This window comes from Ferrimonas sp. (assembly GCF_048263965.1).
GTDB lineage: Bacteria > Pseudomonadota > Gammaproteobacteria > Enterobacterales > Shewanellaceae > Ferrimonas.
The window spans coordinates 159050-177913 of record NZ_JBLXDO010000006.1 but is presented as its reverse complement, the minus strand read 5'-3'; the positions used below and the strand labels follow the sequence as shown (position 1 = coordinate 177913).

16 protein-coding genes are annotated in these 18864 nt (G+C 60.8%); 8 read left to right on the top strand and 8 right to left on the bottom strand.

Translation table 11 applies throughout. From position 1 onward, the window contains the following. The first annotated feature begins 212 nt into the window (after positions 1 to 212). The 7 genes from ACN0RV_RS08110 to ACN0RV_RS08080 all read left to right on the top strand — a co-directional run bounded on the left by ACN0RV_RS08110 (position 213) and on the right by ACN0RV_RS08080 (position 10201). Entirely contained in the window at positions 213 to 1808 is a 1596-nt protein-coding gene (locus ACN0RV_RS08110) for an FAD-binding oxidoreductase (protein ID WP_417347132.1), read from the top strand. Then, a complete protein-coding gene (locus tag ACN0RV_RS08105; protein ID WP_417347131.1) occupies positions 1805 to 3292 on the top strand; it encodes an FAD-dependent oxidoreductase in 1488 nt (495 codons plus the stop codon). Before ACN0RV_RS08110 ends, ACN0RV_RS08105 begins: the two co-directional genes overlap by 4 nt. Next, entirely contained in the window at positions 3285 to 4832 is a 1548-nt protein-coding gene (locus ACN0RV_RS08100) for an FGGY-family carbohydrate kinase (protein ID WP_417347130.1), read from the top strand. The genes ACN0RV_RS08105 and ACN0RV_RS08100 overlap by 8 nt, the downstream gene beginning before the upstream one ends. A gap of 167 nt (positions 4833 to 4999) precedes the next feature. After that, entirely contained in the window at positions 5000 to 5557 is a 558-nt protein-coding gene (locus ACN0RV_RS08095; protein WP_417347129.1) for a porin family protein, read from the top strand. Between the two features lie 119 nt (positions 5558 to 5676). After that, complete coding sequence (locus tag ACN0RV_RS08090; RefSeq protein WP_417347128.1) at positions 5677 to 6234, top strand: histidine phosphatase family protein; 558 nt, start codon at positions 5677 to 5679, stop codon at positions 6232 to 6234. A 106-nt stretch (positions 6235 to 6340) separates the two neighbouring features. After that, positions 6341 to 7186, top strand: coding sequence for a ModD protein (modD, locus tag ACN0RV_RS08085; RefSeq protein ID WP_417347127.1), 846 nt, complete (start codon positions 6341 to 6343; stop codon positions 7184 to 7186). A 201-nt stretch (positions 7187 to 7387) separates the two neighbouring features. Further along, entirely contained in the window at positions 7388 to 10201 is a 2814-nt protein-coding gene (locus ACN0RV_RS08080; RefSeq protein WP_417347126.1) for an FAD-binding and (Fe-S)-binding domain-containing protein, read from the top strand. A gap of 56 nt (positions 10202 to 10257) precedes the next feature. Here ACN0RV_RS08080 and ACN0RV_RS08075 read toward each other — a convergent pair whose 3' ends face one another. From ACN0RV_RS08075 to ACN0RV_RS08065, 3 genes are all read right to left on the bottom strand, one after another. Further along, a complete protein-coding gene (locus ACN0RV_RS08075) occupies positions 10258 to 10623 on the bottom strand; it encodes a hypothetical protein (protein WP_417347125.1) in 366 nt (121 codons plus the stop codon). Further along, on the bottom strand, positions 10577 to 11812 hold the full coding sequence (gene nhaA / locus ACN0RV_RS08070) for a Na+/H+ antiporter NhaA (protein ID WP_417347124.1): 1236 nt from the start codon (positions 11810 to 11812) through the stop codon (positions 10577 to 10579). Before nhaA ends, ACN0RV_RS08075 begins: the two co-directional genes overlap by 47 nt. Before the next feature lie 228 nt (positions 11813 to 12040). Continuing rightward, positions 12041 to 13213: a hypothetical protein gene (locus tag ACN0RV_RS08065; protein WP_417347123.1), complete on the bottom strand. Its 1173-nt coding sequence runs from the start codon at positions 13211 to 13213 to the stop codon at positions 12041 to 12043. Positions 13214 to 13476: 263 nt separating this feature from the next. On the opposite strand from ACN0RV_RS08065, the gene ACN0RV_RS08060 reads away from it, so the two are divergent. Next, positions 13477 to 13671 (top strand): DUF3955 domain-containing protein, encoded by a 195-nt coding sequence (locus ACN0RV_RS08060; RefSeq protein WP_417347122.1) that lies wholly within the window; start codon positions 13477 to 13479, stop codon positions 13669 to 13671. A 55-nt stretch (positions 13672 to 13726) separates the two neighbouring features. Here ACN0RV_RS08060 and ACN0RV_RS08055 read toward each other — a convergent pair whose 3' ends face one another. The 5 genes from ACN0RV_RS08055 to ACN0RV_RS08035 are packed head-to-tail and all read right to left on the bottom strand — an operon-like array spanning position 13727 to position 18761. After that, entirely contained in the window at positions 13727 to 14962 is a 1236-nt protein-coding gene (locus ACN0RV_RS08055) for an ABC transporter permease (protein WP_417347121.1), read from the bottom strand. Continuing rightward, positions 14959 to 16146 carry an efflux RND transporter periplasmic adaptor subunit gene (locus ACN0RV_RS08050; protein ID WP_417347120.1) on the bottom strand — a complete coding sequence of 396 codons (1188 nt, stop codon included), beginning with the start codon at positions 16144 to 16146 and terminating at the stop codon, positions 14959 to 14961. The genes ACN0RV_RS08055 and ACN0RV_RS08050 overlap by 4 nt, the downstream gene beginning before the upstream one ends. Beyond that, on the bottom strand, positions 16143 to 17123 hold the full coding sequence (locus ACN0RV_RS08045; RefSeq protein ID WP_417347119.1) for an HlyD family secretion protein: 981 nt from the start codon (positions 17121 to 17123) through the stop codon (positions 16143 to 16145). Before ACN0RV_RS08045 ends, ACN0RV_RS08050 begins: the two co-directional genes overlap by 4 nt. Continuing rightward, positions 17120 to 18076: an HlyD family secretion protein gene (locus ACN0RV_RS08040; protein ID WP_417347118.1), complete on the bottom strand. Its 957-nt coding sequence runs from the start codon at positions 18074 to 18076 to the stop codon at positions 17120 to 17122. The genes ACN0RV_RS08045 and ACN0RV_RS08040 overlap by 4 nt, the downstream gene beginning before the upstream one ends. After that, positions 18066 to 18761 (bottom strand): ABC transporter ATP-binding protein, encoded by a 696-nt coding sequence (locus tag ACN0RV_RS08035; protein ID WP_417347117.1) that lies wholly within the window; start codon positions 18759 to 18761, stop codon positions 18066 to 18068. Before ACN0RV_RS08035 ends, ACN0RV_RS08040 begins: the two co-directional genes overlap by 11 nt. Positions 18762 to 18864: the final 103 nt, after the last annotated feature.

Genomic DNA, 18864 nt, shown 5'->3' with positions numbered 1-18864 from the left:
TTGTTTGGCGACTACACAATAACCTTTCCAGCCGTTTTCGTATCTAGTTCCCGCTAATGTGCGAAGAACCTTTTTTTTTCCTACGAAAATGGCACTCTGGCAGCATTCCTTCCTGTTCATTCACCTTCGCATTTCAAACACTTGTATAAAACCTAAAAATCCGTAACTCTTAGGGGATAAACAAAAAATTAACAACATGAACAGGATGTCTCATGGAAAAGGTATGGAATGGTTGGGGAGACTTAAACAAACAGCGCCCCTTGCCCGCCGTTGCCAAGGCGGTACTCACCACACTTCTTGGTCCAGGCAACCCCTTGGGAGAAGCCACGTTAGAGGAAACGGCCCAGGCACTGCCCGACAGCCGCCTCCCCGCCCACGACCTCTACTCCATCGATGCTCAGACTCGCGCCCGCTACTCCCGGGGCCAGAGCCTGGCCGATTGGCTGGCGTTCAAGCAGGGCAAGCTGGGCTGTGCGCCCGATGCGGTCGCCTTTCCGGAGAGCCGGGACGACTTGCAAACCCTGCTGGCCATGGCAAAGGAGCATAACTGGGTAGTAATCCCCTATGGCGGTGGCACCAGTGTCGTCGGTCACATCAACCCCAGGCAGGGAAACCGTCCGGTCATTACCCTCTCCATGGAGAGAATGACCCGCCTGCTGCACATAGACTCCGTCAGCCAGCTGGCTCGCTTCGAAGCCGGCGTGCGCGGCCCGGAACTCGAAGCTCAGCTCAATGCCCGCGGTTATACCCTGGGTCACTTCCCCCAGTCGTTTGAGTGCTCCACCCTGGGTGGCTGGATCGCCAGCCGCAGTTCGGGGCAACAGTCCCTGCGCTATGGCCGCATCGAGCAGTTGTTCGCCGGTGGCCTGGTCCATACCCCCAAGGGCGACATCAACCTGCCCACCATACCCGCCAGCTCTGCAGGACCGGACTGGCGAGAGGTCATTCTGGGCTCCGAGGGGCGCATCGGCGTCATCAGCGAAGCGGATATGCGAGTGCAACCCCTGCCTCAGAAAGAGCAGTTCTACGTCTCATTCTTTCCCAACTGGGAAAAGGGCCTGGACGCGGTACGCGACATCGCCCAGGCCGGCATCCCCGCCAGCATGATGCGACTGAGCCATCCAACCGAATCCGATACCCAGTTGCAGCTGGCGCTCTCTCCAGAGAAGCACCGCCGCCTGATGAAGCTGTTCCGGCTGTTGAAGGTGGGCGACAAGCCCGCCATGCTCACCTGGGGCGTCACCGGTGATCGGCCACAGGTGCGCCACAGCACCCGGGCCATACGCCGCATCATTCACGAATACAGTGGCAGGCTGGCACTCAAAGGCCTTGGCCGTCACTGGAAGGAGAACCGCTACAGTGCGCCCTACCTGAGGCAGAGCCTGTGGGAGCACGGGTATCTTGTGGACACCTTCGAGACCGCCGCCGACTGGAACCGCATCGAAACGCTGCAACAGCAGATGGAGCTGAGCCTCAAGGCGGTAGCCGGTGACACGCCACTGCTCTGCTACACCCATCTCAGTCATGTGTACAAACAGGGATGCAGCCTCTACACCACCTATGTTTTCCCCGCTAAAGAGGATTTCGACGCCAGCCTGACACAGTGGCGCAAGTTCAAGGACGCCGCCAGCCGCGCCATCGTGGAAGGGGGCGGCACCATCAGCCATCAGCACGGTGTCGGCGAAGATCACAGCCCCTACCTGTACGTCGAGAAGGATGAGCTGACCCGCTCCGGCATTCAGGCTCTGTTCGATCACTACGACCCTCAGGGTCAGATGAATCCGGGTAAGCTGCTGGAGACACCATGATGAGCCTCACCGCCAGAGTTGCGGACACCCGCGCCAGACTCGACGCGGGAGATCGCCACTACGACATCATCGTGGTCGGCGGAGGGATCAACGGCGCCGCCGTGGCCTGGCTGGCGTGCCATAACGGTTTGAAGACGCTGCTGCTGGAGGCTGAAGATTTCAGTTCAGGCACCTCCAGCCGCTCCTCCAAGATGGTGCACGGCGGCCTTCGCTACCTGGCCAAGGGCGACTGGCGCCTGACCCGGGAAGCCGCCCGCGCCCGGGATGCTTTGATGGCACACCACCCCTCTTTGGTGCAGCCCCTGCCCTTCTGGTTTATGCATCCCCCCGGCGGCCATCCCAAGCCCTGGATGATGCAGGTGGCGCTGCAGATCTACCGCGCCTTCGCTCCCGGCTGCCGACCGGGCTGGCTGTCGCAACAGCAGCTTCAGCAAGCGCTGCCCTACCCTCTGCATGAGATAGAGGGTGCCAGCAGCTATTTTGATGCCATCAGCGACGACTGCGGCCTTATTACCTGGCTGCTTCAGGAGGCTGTACGGGAAGGGCTGGATCTCAGCCATTACAGCCGGGTGGACAACCTGCTGGAGAAACACGGTCGCTGCACCGGGGTCCAGGCGCAGATCGACGCCCACCCCATGCCCATCACCTCAGGCTGCGTCATCAACTGCGCCGGCGCCTGGTGCGACCGCTTGACGCCGCTGCCGGGGAATCAGGTGATTCGCCCCTTGCGAGGCAGCCATCTGGTGCTGCCCGCCTGGCGCTACCCCGCTCCGGCGGCGCTGACCTTTGCCCACCCGGAGGATGGCCGGCCGGTCTACCTCTACCCCTGGCTGGGCACCTCCATCATGGGCACCACGGATCTGGATCATGAAGCGCCACTGAACCAGGACGTGGCCATGAGCCGGGAGGAGTTCGATTACCTGTGGCAGGCGATGCACGCCCTGGACCCCACGGCCCAGGAGGAGGATATCCTCGCCAGCTGGAGTGGGGTCAGGCCGGTGGTCTGCTCCGCTTCGGAGCACTCCGCCCCCTCGGACGCCAGCCGGGAACATCTGATCTGGCAGGAGCCCGGGCTGGTGAACCTGACCGGCGGCAAGCTGACCACCTTCCTGGAAACCGGTCAACTGGTGCTGGAACAGGCCGCGGCCATGCTCAATGCCCCCTTGCGAGAGCCGGAGCTGCCACCCGTCTCTCCGGGCCACGACTTTGGCGAGCCCATTGGCGCCGCCACGGTCTGCTGGAGTCAACTGGAACACGCCATAGAACACCAGGCCATCGCCCACCTGGACGATCTGCTGCTGCGCCGCACCCGCCTGGGACTGTTGCTGGGACGCGGCGTGCATCATCACCAGCCTCGCATCAACCGGCTTTGCCTGCAGCACCTGGGCTGGAACGAAGAGCAGTGTCAGCAGGAGTGGGACAGATATTGGCGCCTGTGGGAGCGTTACTACAGCCCACAGCCGTTCAGGTGCAGCGATGACTGACACCATCCTCGCCATCGACAACGGCACCCAGAGCCTGAGAGCCTTGCTGTTTGACCGCCAGGGCAGCTTGCTGGACAAGGCCCAGATCCACTTCTCTCCGCCCTATCACACCCCACAACCCGGGGCGGCGGAGATGGACCCGGAGGTGTACTGGCAGGCAGTGGTGGACTCCGTCAGGGCGCTTCGCCAACAGGGCAACGACCTCAACCAGGTCAGGGCCGTCACCCTCACCGCCCAGCGCACCTCGCTGGTGTTTCTCGACAAAGAGGGCCACTCCCTTCGCCCGGCGGTACTGTGGACCGATCAGCGTCAGTGCCGGGAACTGCCGCCCCTGCCCTGGTACCTCAGGCCTCTGGCCTGGCTGCCCGTGGTAGGACACAGCTTCAACACCCTTCGCCGCCGCGCCTTCAGCAACACCCTGGCCAGCTACGAGCCCAAGCTCTGGCAACGTTGCGCCAAGGTGGTTCAGGTGGGGGGCTTTCTGACCCACCGCCTGACCGGCCAGTATCGGGACAGTACCGCAGGCCAGGTGGGATACCTGCCCTTCGACTACAAAAAGCAGCGATGGGCCACGCCCGGCAACTGGCGCTGGCAGGCGCTGAGTCTGGTACCCGAGCAGATGCCGGAGCTGGTGGCACCCGGAGACACCCTGGGGGAACTTCGCCCGGAGATAGCCAACCTGTTGGGCCTGCCCCCAGGCCTGCCGGTGGTGGCCGCCGGCGGCGACAAGGCCTGCGAGATCCTCGGCAGCGGTGGGCACCAGGAGGGAGTCGCCAGCCTGAGTTTTGGCACCACCGCCACGGTCAATGTGGTCAGCCCCCGCTACCGGGAGATCGTGCCGCTGATGCCCGCCTACCCGGCTGCAGTCGCCGGCGAGTATCTGTGTGAGGTGATGCTGTTTCGCGGATTCTGGATGGTCAGTTGGTTCAAGGAGCAATTTGGCCAGCTGGAGCAACTGCTGGCCGAGGAGCAGAACACGGTGGCGGAGAAGCTGCTGGATGAGCTGATCAATGCGGTGGAGCCAGGCAGTGAAGGCCTTATCCTCCAGCCGTACTGGGGCGCCGGCGTGCGCCAACCCGGCCCCGAAGCCAGGGGCTCCATCATCGGCTTTAGCGATCACCACACCCGGGCCCACCTCTATCGCGCCATCATCGAAGGCCTGGGGTACGGACTGAAGGAGGGCCTGGAGCGGGTGGAGAAACGCACCGGCGCCCACACCCAACTGCTGCGGGTCTCCGGAGGCGGTGCCCAGAGCGACGCCATACTCCAACTGACCGCAGACATGTTTGGCGTGCCGGTGGAGCGGGCCCACACCACGGAGACCTCGGGCCTGGGCGCCGCCCTGTGCGCCGCCCTGCATCTTGGCTGGTACCCGGATGTGGCTCAGGCGACCCGGGGTATGGTTCGGGTAGGCAAACGCTTTGAACCCAATCCACTGCACCACCAAAGGTATCGCACCCTGTATAAGGAGGTGTACCTCAACCTCTACGGCCGGTTGCAACCCCTCTACCACAGGCTGGCTCAGTTGAGTCGCCACTGATCCAGACCCGTTGTGACCATAAAACGCCCGCTCTAAACGGGCGTTTATATTTTTTAAGTGGCGGATTAAGCAAAGGTTAAGTTTGGGCCCCTCTGGTTCAGAATGGGTTCAATTAGGGGGCGTATGGTAGGACCCATCGACAGACACAACGTCATTGGAGCATTACCATGAAAAAACTGACCGCGACCCTTATCGCCACCGCCCTTATCTCCACCTCTGCCCTGGCCGCTGATGTACAGTGGTTCGCCGGCGCCGGTGCAGGCTGGCAACAGGACAGCATCAAAGGCGACGCCCACAAAGACAGCGATGATGTAGCCTGGCAGCTGCGCGGCGGTGCCATTCTGAACGACCACCACCGTTTTGCGGGCACATACAGCTACAAAGAGGACAAGTTCAATGTGCTGGGTGACTCCATCAAGCAGGAGCAGCACCTGTTCCTCGCGTCCTACGACTACCTGTTCCCCGTAGGCAACTCTGGTAAGTTCAACCTGTTTGCTGGCCTCTCTGCCGGTGTGGCCGACAACAAGATTGCCGGTGACTCCCAGAGTGACTTCGTATGGGGCGGCCAGGTGGGCGCCGAATACCGACTGACCCAGAACTGGAGCACCGAAGTGGGCTACCGCTACCTGGATCAGGACTATGAGAACGATGGCCCAAGCATCGGCCAGAACTTCTCCCTGGACGATACCCAGCAACTGTATCTGTCCATCGACTACCGTTTTTAAGCGAAGCTGAGAGTCAACGCCTGAGCTTTTGGCGCGGTACCCTCCCCCAGGGCCGCGCCCTTTTTATATCCATAGGTGGTATACTGCGCGCCCGTTCAGTCGTTCAAACCACACTCGCCGTGACCCAGTTTTACTTGATTCGCCATGGGGAAACCCTGTGGAACCGCCAACGCCGTCTTCAGGGCAGTCAGAACAGCCCCCTTACTGATGAGGGCGTGGCCCAGGCCGAAGCCCTCTCCCGGGAACTGGCCTCCCTCCAGTTCGATGCCATCTACGCCAGCCCACTGGAACGTGCCCGCATCACTGCCGAGATCATCAACCAGCCTCATGGCCTGCCTCTGCAACTCGAAGAGGGCCTGAAGGAGCGAGCCTTTGGGGTACTTGAAGGCTGCCACCGGGAAGAGCAGGTTGAGCTGTGGCAAGCCCTGTCTCTGCGCTTCAGCCAGAACACGGTCGACGTCCCAGGCTTCGAGCCGGCAGAACAGCTGCAATCCCGCGCCCTGGAGGCCCTTCAGCGCATCCACCTTGCCCAGCCACAGGGGCGGGTTGCCATCGTCAGCCACGGAGAGTGGCTGCGCAGTGTCGGCAACGCCCACGGAGGCCACCCGGCTTGGTCAGATAACACCCCTCTGCAGGCCAACGCCTCATTCATCACCCTGGATTGGCCTCTGCGATAACACGCCAAGCCGAAAATGGGATCTGCTCCGGGTTTTCCCGGAGCAAGCCTGACCTAAAATCCACTCCTTTGATCTCAATGACTTTTTTGTCCTAGTGGAGTGGATGATGCTGTACTTCTCCGACCAAGAGCTGGATGCCCTTATCCTTGAGGATATTCCCCGGGGGGATCTCACCAGCCGAACCCTGAACCTGTCCAACCAGACCGCCACCATAGAGTTCCGCCGCAAGCATGCCGGCCCCATCGCTGGCCTGAATGTGGCGGTGCAGATGATGACCAAGCTGGGCCTGAGCCCCAGGGTGCACGGCGCCGAGGGAGAGTGGGTCGAGGAGATGGCCCTGGTGCTCAGTGCTCGGGGACGGGCCGACCAGCTGCACAGTGCCTGGAAGCTGGTGCAGGTAGTCCTGGAGTGGTGTGGCGGCGTGGCCCAGTGCACCCGCGCCATGGTAGACACCGCTCGAGCCTATCAGCCCCATGCTCAGGTGGCCTGCACGCGCAAGAGCATACCCGGCACCCGCAAGCTGGCCACCGCAGCGGTGATCGCCGGGGGCGGCACCATTCATCGCAGCGGCCTGAGCGATTCCCTGCTTATCTTCACCAATCACAGGAACCTGCTGACGCACCCAGAGGGCTATCGGCAGATGGTTGACCAGGCGCGCCGCCACTCCCCGGAGCACAAGCTGGCCATCGAGGCGGACGGCCCGGAACAGTTGCCCGCCCTGCTGGCTGCCGACCCGGACATCATCCAGCTGGACAAGTTTACCCCAGCCCAGGTGGCCGACGCCCTGGCCCTGAAACAGCAACTCGGAGCCCGTTGCGAACTGTCCGTTGCCGGCGGCATCAACCCGGACACCATCGCCGGGTACGCCAAAGTCGGCGCCAGTCTGTTTATTACCTCAGCCCCCTATTACGCCCCTCCCCAGGACATCAAGGTGGTTATCACAGCCAACTGATGCCAACCACCACACATTGCGCACATTTTCTGCAACCCAAGTCACACTTTAGGCGTGATGCAAGTCACTCTTTCTGCTGTAGGTAGCACAATATTATTCGCTATTAAAATAAGCGACTAAGCTTTATAGCAGTCAGAGCAAGCATCCATAACAACAGAAAATCCGGGCCCCTTCCTGAGGGCCCGCGCCGGAGGGTACGCAATGAGCATCGATTATTCTCAGGTCCACAGAGAGCTTCTTTCCCGACTGGGGCCCAAAGCGGTCACCGACGATCCCGTACGACGCTTCGCCTGGTCCACCGATGGCAGTTACTTCCGCATCGTGCCGCAACTGGTTGTGACCGCAAACTCCCTGAAAGAGGTAGAGGAAACCCTGGCCGTGGCACGTCAGCACAACGCGCCGGTCACCTTCAGAGCCGCAGGCACCAGTCTCTCTGGTCAGGCGGTGGGGGAAGGCATTCTGCTGCGCCTGGGTTACGACGGCTTCCGAAAAATCGACATCAGTGAAGATCACCACCATGTTACCCTGGGGGCGGCGGTAATCGGCGCCGATGCCAACGCCAAGCTCAAGCCCTTCGATAAGAAAATCGGCCCGGATCCCGCCACCCTGGCCTCCTGCATGGTGGGCGGCATCGTGGCCAACAACGCCTCCGGCATGTGCTGCGGTACCACTGAAAACAGCTACAAGACCATCGCCAGCGCCAAGCTGCTGTTTGCGGACGGCACCTACCTGGATACCGGTGATGAAGCCTCCAAGAAGGCATTCGCCGAAAAGCGCCCTGAACTGCTCAAGACGCTGACCGAACTGGCGGAGGAGACCCGCGGCAACGAAGTACTGAGCAACCGCATCAACCACAAGTTCGCCATCAAGAACACCACGGGTTACAGCCTCAATGCCCTGGTGGACTTCTCCGAGCCCTTCGACATCATCAACCACCTGATTGTGGGCTCCGAGGGCACTTTCGCCTTCGTGGAAGAGGTCACCTACCACACTGTGGTGGAAGCCAAGTTCAAGGCCTCAGCCATGGCGGTGTTCTACAACATGGTGGACGCCGCCTCGGCAATTCCGCCGCTGAAGATGGACGCGGTCTCCGCCGGCGAACTGCTGGACTGGGCCTCCATCAAGTCAGTCACCGGCAAACCCGGCATGCCGGATTGGCTCGCCGACCTGCCCGAAGGCTCTGCCATTTTGCTGATCGAGTGTCGTGCCAATGACCAGGAAACCCTGGAGGCCTACACCCAGCAGACCATCGATGCCATCAAACACATCGAGACCGAGCGTCCCATCGAATTCAGCACCGACCCTTCTGTTTACGGCAAGTACTGGGCGATGCGCTCCGGCCTGTTTCCCATCATCGGCGGCGAGCGCCCCAAGGGCACCTCGGTGATCATCGAAGACGTGGCTTTCCGGGTGGAAGATCTGGCGGCTGCAGCGGCGGATCTCACCGATCTGTTCCACAAGCACGGCTACCCGGAGGGGGTGATCTACGGTCACGCCCTGGATGGCAACTTCCACTTCATCATCACCCCCCACTTCAAACGCCAGCAGGACATCGATCAGTTCGACCGCTTCATGCAGGATGTGGCCAAACTGGTGATCGACAAGTACGACGGCTCCATGAAGGCGGAACACGGCACTGGCCGTGCGGTTGCCCCCTTCGTAGAGATGGAATGGGGTGTGCAGGCCTATGAGATGATGAAGAAACTCAAGGCCGCCTTTGATCCCCAGGGGATCCTCAACCCGGGCGTGGTACTGAACGACGACAAGGAGATCCACGTTAAGGCGATCAAGCAGGCCGCCGTGGTGGACGATTGGGTCGACCGCTGCATTGAGTGTGGCTTCTGTGAGAAGACCTGCCCCACCTCCGAGTTGAACATGTCGCCCCGCCATCGGATCACCACCCTGCGTGAGATCGCCCGTCTGGAGCAGGAGGGCGAGCAACACGCCGCCGCCAAGCTCAGGGCGGACTCCCAATACGACGTCATCGACACCTGTGCCGCCTGTCAGCTCTGCACCATCTCCTGTCCGGTGGACAACAACATGGGGATGCTGGTGCGTCAGCTGCGTACCGACCTTATCGACTCCACCGCCCAGAAGGTGCTGGACTTCCAGGCCAAGAATTTCGGTGCGGTCAACGGCGTGCTCTCCACCGGCTTCAACATGCTCCATGGCATCCACAAGCTGACCGGCAGTACGGTGACCGGCAAAATCATGGATCTGGGCCGCAAGGTCTCCAAGGAGGTGCCCTACTGGGATCCCAGCTTCCCCAAAGGCAGTAACCTGCCCAGCCCGCAATCCAGCAACGGTAGCGGCAAGCCCCAGGTGGTCTACTTCCCCGCCTGTGGTGGCCGCACCTTTGGTGCCACCCCGGAGGACCCGGATGACACCACTCTGCCGGATGTGATGATCACCCTGCTGGAGCGGGCCGGATACAACGTACTGGTGCCGGGCAACACCCGCCAGCTGTGCTGCGGCCAGATGTGGGAGTCCAAGGGCGACTACAAGAACGCCGACTTCAAGCGCAATGAGATGGTTCAGGCACTGAAGGAGATGACCGACGGCGGCCGGATTCCGGTGATCATCGACGCCCTCTCCTGTACCAAGCGGACCCTGCAGGACAGCGACATCGACTTCAAGATGCTCGACGCCGTGGACTTTATCCATGACGAGTTGATGGACCGCCTGCCTCCCTCACACAAGAAGGGCTCTGTGGCCCTGCACGTAGGCTGCTCCGCCACCCACATGGGCGCCGGTGCCAAGATGGAGGCGATCGTCAATCGCTACGCCGATGAGATTGTTCGCCCAGAGGGGATCATCTGTTGTGGCTTTGCCGGTGAGAAGGGCCTGTACAAGCCGGAGATCAACGCCTCGGCGCTGCGTCACCTGAAGGAGCGTCTGCCCGCAGAGATCAGCGAAGGCTACTACGCCAATCGCATGTGTGAAATGGGCCTGACCCGTCAGAGTGGCATCTCCTACCGCCACCTGGCCTATCTGGTGGAGGAGTGCACCAGATAACGGCATTGAAACAGAAAGAGGGCTCAATTGAGCCCTCTTTTTTTCATGCTACCCAATTACTTCGGGCAGGTCATCAAGGCCGACAGCGCCTGGGACAGCTCCTCCTGAGAGCTGATCTTGCCTTCGGCGGCCAACTCATCCAGTGCCAGCACCATCTGGTCCCGTTGCGGCGCATTCTGACGGCACAGGGCTTCATTGGCCTGCTTGAATCGCTTACCGCCCCGATACTTCAGAGCCCGCTCGCTCAGGGTATCCGTCGGCAAGCCTGTGACACTGCTGCCTGCTCTCAGGGCCAGGGCACCATCCACGGCCCCCTGCAGATAGTTGAGGCACGCATCACTTCTCGGGGCCTCCTGACACTGGGCCAGGTTAATGTCATTGGCCCACAGCGCCGGGCTGGCTATCAGTGCTGCTATCGCCACTATCCTTCTCATGGATACCTCTCTTTTTCTCAGTTAAGGAACTCTTGAGCACCAGGTAGCCACCGATGGCGGATAGAGCGGATCCCAATAGAATCCCCAACCTGGACATATCTCCGTAATTCACCACGCCGGCTTCGAATGCCAGGGAAGCCACAAACATCGCCATGGTAAAGCCGATGCCACAGAGCAGTGACACGCCCAGCAGTTGGATCCAGCGAATCCCCTCGGGCAGCTTGGCCAGCTTAAGCTTCACCGCCAGGTAACTCATGCCCAGGATGCCAATTGGCTTACCCAGCAACAGACCCAGGGTGATACCCAATGGCAGCGGCGACACCAGATCCGACATGGACATTCCTTCGAAGCTCACCCCGGCGTTGGCAAAGGCAAAGACCGGCAGAATCATGTAGGTGCTCCAAGGATGCAGCTTGTGCTCCAGGAACTCACTGGGGCAGTCACCATCCTCATCCTTGGTCAGAGGAATGGTAAAGGCCAGCACCACCCCCGCCAGGGTTGCGTGCACACCAGATTTGAGAACCGCGATCCACAGCACCGTACCCAGCAACAGATAAGGCACCAGGCTGCGTACACCCAGTCGGTTGATCACCAGCAGTGCCGCTACCGCTGCCGCCGCAATCACCAGGCTGATGGTGGACAAGTCACCACTGTAGAACAGCGCAATGATGATGATGGCCAGCAGGTCATCGATGATCGCCAGAGCCAGCAGGAACACCTTCAGGGTCAGAGGCACCCGGCTGCCAAGCAGGGCCAGAATACCCAGGGCAAACGCGATGTCGGTGGCCGCTGGAATGGCCCAACCACTGGCTGCCAGGGGATCCTGATGGTTAAACATCAGGAAGATGGCCGCAGGGGCAACCATACCGCCAATGGCGGCGAAGCTGGGCAGAGAGGCCTGGCTCAAGCTGGAGAGGGTGCCGTGAAGCAGCTCTCGCTTCACCTCGAGTCCAATCAACAGGAAGAAGAAGGCCATCAGCAAATCGTTGATCCACAGCAGCATAGGCTTATGCAGATCCAATGCCCCCACCCGAATCTGTACGGGGGTGTTCAAAAAGGCATCATAGAAGCGATCCAGCGGGGTATTGGCCATCAACATGGCCAAGGCCACCATCACCATAAGGATGATGCCTCCGGACGACTCCTGATTAAAAAAGTTCTTAATGACGGTCTTCATTTATTAGCTCCAAAAACAGGTAGGAGAAGTGTAGACGCAACGCACACTTCCATATAATCGATTCTTTTGGGCTTTTAACTCGAAATACCCGAGCATTAGAAAAAGGATGGTGCTTGAACTCCACCATACTGCCCTCCACTGCGCTGTCTGGTGCGAATCGAGAGAGCGCCTGCGAGACACAAACACTCAAGTGATTAACTTAACAACAAATTACAGATGCGGACAGGATTAAGTTTGGTTCAGTGAGTGTTCAGATTGTGCCCCTTCGACAGGTCGAATGGGGGTCACCTTGGGGTCAATAAATGAAGGGGGCGATTGTTCCTCCCGGCTCAGTTGTTGCCTTGCAATCTGGAGCTCAGACCTCATTCTGCAAGCGTCATCAATCACATTGTTGAGGTGATGGATCATGGTATCGAGCTCATCCTGATCCCCGGCGCTCAGCCGCACATGATAGTTACGCTGCTGATCCAGGGCCCGGATGGCCAGGGACAAACCGATGATACGCCTCTGTAGGCTCACCGCGATTCTGTGGCAGCCGCACCAGGCCAACAGCACCGCAGGTGCCAGAAGGCTGAGCAGCCACCCCAGCTCCACCACGGAGTTGCGCCAGCTGGTCTGCATCTCATCAAACAGAAGCTGACTCTGCAGCCTCATGTGAGCGGTCAGAGCCTCGATGCGCTCCTGGGGCAGGACGCCGGATTCCACCAAGACCGGCGCCAGGGTATGGGGAGGACGGTTGCCTCCCTGGCCGACAGATTTGGGGTCCAGACTGTCCCTGTACTGGCCCAGATAAAGGTTAGCCTGCTGCAGCAACCGGTTCCGGGCTGCTTCGTTTGAGGCAAATGCCAGCACCATCAGGCTCTCCTGTGCCCGAGCCACCTTATCCAGCGCCTGGGCCCTTGAGGTCAGTTGCTCATGGGGCAGAGTTGCCAGTAGCCGACTCTCCCAGCGGTTCAACGCCGCAATGCTCTGGCTCAGATAACCGCTCCACTGTTTCAGGGACAACTCCCCCTCAAGCCAAGAGTTGCGCATCCAGCCCAGCCGGCCGATAACCGCATTCGCCGCCACCAGATCCGGGATGGTGGCCTCCCGCTCCGACAGCCACTGCCCCTGGGCGGCCAGAAAGTTGCTCACCGCCAGGTCCGAGGCGATGGCCAGGCTGCTGCCACTCTCATCCAATGTATGACCCGGCAGCAGTCCGGACCTTTCCCTTTGCAGGGTCAACACCAGCCGGCGCCCCTCCGCCATCGCCAGTGCACGCTTGGGCAACTGCCGGTCCTGCCACATCTGGGCTGCCCGCTCCCCCAACAAGTAGCCTGAGAGCAACAGCACCAGGCCAAAAGGCAGCCACACCAGTAGGGCGAACTTTGTCTTGATTGAGCCGCGATCCATCCAGGCCATGGAGTCACTCCGTTTGGGTTTAAGGCAAGCTTAGACGGTGTTTTGTCACTTAGCGTAATTCCGCTCATGAAAAGTGGCTGACGATCAGGAGCTTTGGCAGATCGCGGATTGAAAAACTTTCGGCGGCCCCATCGGCGAAACAGCGAAATTTGTTAGGGGATTCTCTGCCTCAGAGATTGAAAATGGCTGTTTTCGACCCCATATACCGAAGGACGTGGAAGCCATATTGGGAGAGGTGAATTTTGAGTCTGAGGATGTTGAGAATGCCCCTGCTCCTGCTGGGCCTGAGTCTGTTGTGCATGATTTGCTACCACCTTGTCGGCAGCCGGGTCGATGAGTCCGGGGCCCTGGTGGAGCCCTTCGCACTGGTTCCCCTGGGGTGGATGTTGCTGTTGCTCAGCCTGGTCAGTCTGGTGGTGCAGTGGTTCCGCCTGAAGAGAGCGGCGGCCCTGGGTTAATGACCTGGCGCCATAAATGAAGAGCCCCCGAGGTCGGGGGCTCATTGGTTTCGGCTCAGTCCCTCTGCAGGGCGATGATGGGATCGAGCTCCGCCGCCTTGCGCGCCGGGTACCAGCCGAACGCCACCCCGACCACCATGCACACCCCTACCGACAGCAGCAGCGACATGGGCGACCAGGCCACCTGCCAGTCCGCATAGGCCCCGATCACCAGGGACAGCAGGATCCCCGCCAGAATGCCGATGAGACCACCACAGGCGGCAATCACCAAGGACTCGGTAATAAACTGCCGGGCAATGTCCCGTTTGGTGGCCCCCAGCGCCCTCAACAGCCCAATTTCACCGGTGCGCTCCATCACCGTCGCCAGCATGATGTTCATGATGCCGATGCCCCCAACCAGCAGGGAGATCCCGGCGACGCAGGCCATCACGATATTGAAGATACGCTGAGTCTGCTGATACTGGGCCAGAAGGTCCGCCGGCACCACCACCTGATAATCAAACTCGCCCCCATGACGACGACTGAACAGGTGGTCGATGGAGGACGCGGCCAGCGGCGGCTCTACCCCATCGACCAGCTGCAGCTTGATGCTGTCGAGCTGGTCCTCCAGAGGCTTGAACGCCAGCTTCTTCAGGGCGGTATTCAGGGGAACAAATACCTGGTTGCGTTCACCACCCAGTTTAACGCCCTCGATCTTCGATTTGGCTTGCTCCCCCTGGGCCAGCACACCGACCACCTCAAACCACTGGTGATTCACCTTGATGCTCTGCCCCAGGGGAGACTGGTTGGGAAACAGGGAAGCCGCCGCCTCGGCGCCCAGCACCGCCACCTGGCGGTAAAAACGATTGTCCTCGGCATCAAACAGTCGCCCTTGAGCCAGACGGAAGTTGCTCAGATCGAAGTGGCTGGGGGTCACCCCCACCACCTTGGCATCGCTTCTGCCCAGGGGACTGAACAGGTTGTGAACCCGAACCTCCTTGCTGGCACTCCAGCCCTGTATAAAGGGCAGAGTATCCATGGCACTGTGTACGTCACCCAGGCTGAGGCCAACGCTGTGCTCCCGCACCGTCTTCAGGGCTTCCCCTTCACTGGGACGAGATTCCACCACCACGTTGCGCAGCCCCATGGATTCGATCATCGACAGCGCTTCACGCTCGGCGCCCTCGCCGATGGAGAGCATGGCGATCACCGCCCCGACACCGAAGATCATCCCCAGCAGGGTCAGCCCGGTACGCAACTTGTGATGGGCCATCTCCCCCAGAGCCTGACGGATCTCATTCAGATGATTCATAGGGCCACCTCAGCAGGCTTTGCCAAGGCGATTACATCGCCCCCGTTGAGTCCAGAGACAATCACCGACCGGTTCAAGCTGCGGTCCCCCGGGGTCACCGGCTGTTTGATGAATCGGCCATCCTGCTTGAGATAGACCCAGGCCTGCCCCTCTTTCTGGAACAACGCCTGGTTGGGGATGGAAACCACCTGCTCCTGGTGACCCACCCGGACCCTGGCGGTGACCTCTCTGCCCGGGAACATCACCTCGGTGTCGGTCTCATCCAGCTCCACGTTGAACGCGAAGTAGTTCACCGGCGAGTCGTTGTCCTTGGGCTTTGCCAGGGCCTCGACCCGGCTGACCTTGCCATTGATTGGGCGGTCCGGATAGGCATCCAGATAAAGCTCCACCGGCAGCCCGACCCTCAGGCCCGCCGCTTCGGATTCCAGCACCCAGAGCCGGGCTTCCATCTTACTGACGTCCGGGATTTTGCCTATGGCCATGCCCGACCACACCATGTCGCCACTGATGGCCGGACGACCCTGGAAACCGTTCACCAGCACAAACAGGCCGTCGGCCGGTGCCATCACCTCCATCTGTTTCAGGTTCTGGGTGGCGGTCTGCACCTTGGAACGGTGGCCCTGTTGCTTGAGCTCAATCAGTTGTTGCTCCGCCTGAGAGCGGTTGCGCTGCTCCCCCTCATCCCAGTCGAAGTAACCCAGCTTGGCATCCAGGTAATCCCGGTTTCTCATGTTGTCGATGATCTCGATGCGGGAGTACACCCTGGGGTCATCACTGTGAAAACGCTCCGCCAGCTCCCGCTCCTCGCCGGTTACCTGCCGCCCGGACAGGATCTCATTGAGCTGCACCTGATCCCTGCCCTGCTGCAGTTGGCCGTCGAGGGCCAGCTTATCGATTTCAAACTGCGCCAGTGAGGCGTCCAGTTGCTGACGCTGACCATCGAGTCTGGCCACCACCTGGCCCTTGGTCACCGGGGTAAAATTCTCGGCCACCCAGGAGAGACTCTGGGGGCCCCGCAGCCCGCCAGGCACGGACACCGTCTTTGCCTGAGCCGGCTCAAGCTGGCCATGGGCATCGATGATGTGGGTAAAGGTCTGGGGCTCGACGGCCAGGGTCAGCACCTGCTCCTGGGGGGCCTGGCTGCACCCGGCCAGCAGCAGCAACAGCATAAGTGAACGGGTCATAGCACCACCTCCACCTTGGCGGTCATCCCCGGGCGCATCAGTTCGGCGTCGGCCTCCTCAATGGTCGCGACCGCATCGAAGACCACCACGGGCACCTCCTGGTTCTTACGACGAAACACCGGGCTTATCTCCGTCAGGCTGCCATGAAATTCTCGCTCCGGCGCCGCGTCCAGTCGAATCAGCACCGACTGGCCCAGGGACACCCTGCCCGCTTCCACCTCGGGAATGGCCAGCTTCACCTCCATCTTCGACAGGTCCGGCAAACGAATCAGATCGTCACCGGCAAAGACGGAGGCGCCCTCCTTAATCTTGTTGCCATCAAAGGTGGTGCCAATCACCACCATGCCGCTTCGCGGGGCGGTGATGGTCATCTTGCCGATGTCCGACTTGAGCTGTTTGACCCTGGCCTGCCAGCGCTGACGATCCCCTTGCAGCATCACCAGCCGCTGAGTGGCGCCTTCACGCTCCAGTTCAATCTCCTTTTCGATCAGGGCCACCCGGGCGTCGGCGATCTCCGCGTCACGGGCGTATTTCTCCCGCTCCAGCCTGGCCACCGAATCATCCTGAATCTCGTACTTACGCTTGGCTTTCTCCAGGTTCATCCTGGCCTCCGCCAGATTGAGTTTCAGCTCCTCAAGCTTCTTTTCATTGCGCATGCCCGAGGTGTGGATATCCTGCTCCACCGCCGCCAGATCCGCCTGGCGCAGCTGCAGGCGCTGACGCAGATCCGAGGTGTCCAGCCTGACCAGCACCTCACCTTTGTCCACCTCGACCCCCTCCGGAGCCAGATACTTCACCTGGTACTGCCATTGGCGGCGGACCGGCGGCGGTGACAGTCCCAGTGAATCTGCCGACGCCAGCTCTCCACTGAGCTGCAGTCGGCTCTGCACCTGAGACTCAGCCTGCTGTTGCAGCGGCTGCGCCGGTGTACACCCCATCAGCAACGGCGGGAGCATCAACAACCACACTAATCTCATTCCTGCTCCTCCAGTCGCACCTGCACACTCATACCCGGAGTCAGCTCAATGGCATCGCGATCGGCCAGCGCAATCTCCACCTGGAACCAGTTGCTCTCCCCCCAGCCATGACGACGCTCGCCGTTGAGGGCCACCGCGGTGACCCGGCCCTCCAGGCCAACACCGGGATCCGCGTCCAGTTTCAATGAGACCCTGGTCCCGGGCCTGACCCTGTCCACATCCACTTCGTTTGCCCAGGCCCACACCTGCAAGGCATCAAACCTGGGGATGGTGGCGACCTGAGTCCCCACCTGAACCGTGTCACCGATCTCGGTCTTCTTGCCATCCCAGCGGCCTCGGGCGTAGATCATCGGGCCATCATGGGTTGCCTTGAGCTCAAGCCCGGAGATCAGCGCCTGTGCGTTGGAGAGCTCCATCTCCACCTTGGCTTTGTCCAGGTCCAGCTTGGCCTGCTCTCGCCTGGCGGTGAGTCTGGCCTGCTCCAGGGCCTCGTGAGCTTTCTCCAATTCTGACTGCGCCTTAAGCAGCTCAAACTGCTTGTCCGCATACTCCTTGGGGCTTTGAAAGTCCGGTGGGACCTCGGCATCCAGCTGAGCCTTTTCCAGCTGGAGCCGTTTCTCCTTGAGATCGAACTCCGCCTTGAGGTTGCTCTGTTCCACTTCGACCCGTTTCGCCTGCCTGGAGGCCTCAACCTGAATCAGTCTGGCTTCCAGTTGATCCAGCTCGGCACTGACGGTGGATTTATCGAACACCACCACGGTATCGCCGGTGTTGACCATGCTCCCCTCAGGGGCCATCCACTGAATCTGGTAGCGCCAGGAGCGGCCGGCTCTGGGCACAGTCAGGCTCTGAGCCTGGGCCGACGCCACCTCACCGGTCAGCAGCAGCGGCGCCGCCTCCAGCCTGAGGGCCAGCAGGCCGGCGAACAACAGCAGACAAAGACTAAGCCGCATAGTGGGTGCCCTCCTCGATACGCTCTATGGCGCCGTCGCGCATCCACAGGATCCGTTTGGCATTGCGGGCCACCTCCTCCTCATGGGTCACCAGGATGATGGTCTGCCCCTGGGCATTGAGTTCCTTAAACAGAGTCATGATCTCCACCGAGGTCTTGCTGTCCAGGGCTCCGGTAGGCTCGTCCGCCAGCAAAATGGCGGGCTGATTGATCAGGGAACGGGCGATGGCCACCCGCTGGCGCTGTCCACCTGAGAGCTGATTGGGCCTGTGCCCCATGCGCCCGTCCAGCCCCACCCGGGTCAGCAACTGTGTGGCTCGCTCCTTGTCCTGCACAGGGTCGCCTTCCTGGCGTCGATAGCGAAGAGGAAGCAGCACGTTCTCAAGCGCGGAGAGTCGGGGAAGCAGGTGAAAGCTCTGGAACACAAAGCCAATGCGTTCGTTGCGTACCCGGGAGAGGGTGTCGTCGTCCAACTCGTCCACTGACTGACCATCAAGGTGATAGTGGCCACTGCTGGGCCTGTCCAGACAGCCGATGAGGTTCATCAGGGTGGACTTGCCGGATCCCGATGGCCCCATGATGGCCACGAATTCACCGGCTTGGATGGTCAGGCTGACCCCTTTAAGGGCCGCAACCTGGCTCTCCCCCATCTGATAGTGTTTGGTTAGATTTTCAATGGTGATCATAACGACCTGCTTCGACCCTGAGTTGGACTTGGTACTGCTCCCAAATTGGGGCTCGAACCTACCAGCAAACCCTGTGATTAACCACAGTCATTTGGCAATAAAA